General features: G+C 77.8%; 1 pseudogene. It reads left to right on the top strand.

From position 1 onward, the window contains the following. Nucleotides 1-454, top strand: a pseudogene (locus tag ABD308_RS33475) (hypothetical protein); the annotation flags it as partial.

Here is a 454-nt window from a genome sequence, read left to right as displayed (position 1 = left end):
CAACGACCCGGGCCTCCAGCCGGCCCTGAGCACCGCCGGTGCCGCCGCCCTGCTGGCCGGCGGCGCGGCGCTCGGCCAGCCGGGGCTCGCGCTGGTGCTCGTCCTGCTCCAGGGCCTGACGGCGGCCGGCTGGTTCCGGCTGAACGGCATGTGGCCGGCCCGCCAGGGCATCGCGCTGGCCGCGCTGGCCGGTGTGGTGGCCGACGTGGCGGTGCTGCTGGCCGACGCGGACGGCGGCACGGCGGCGGTGGTGGGCACGCTCGGCGGGTTCTTCCTGCTGGTCCTGGTGCTGCAGACGTTCCGGCCGGCCGATCCGAAGGAACGGTTCTACGCGCTCACCGTGCTCGGCTCCGCCACCGTGGTGACGGTGCTCTGCACCGCCCTGCTGCTGGCCGACTGGGTGCCGGCGGCGGTCGGCGCGGTCGCGCTGGCGACCCTGCTGGCGGCCGCGCCG

This window comes from Kitasatospora putterlickiae (assembly GCF_039527695.1).
In the GTDB taxonomy this organism is placed as follows: Bacteria; Actinomycetota; Actinomycetes; order Streptomycetales; family Streptomycetaceae; genus Kitasatospora; species Kitasatospora putterlickiae.
This window is presented reverse-complemented; position numbering and strand designations above follow the sequence as displayed.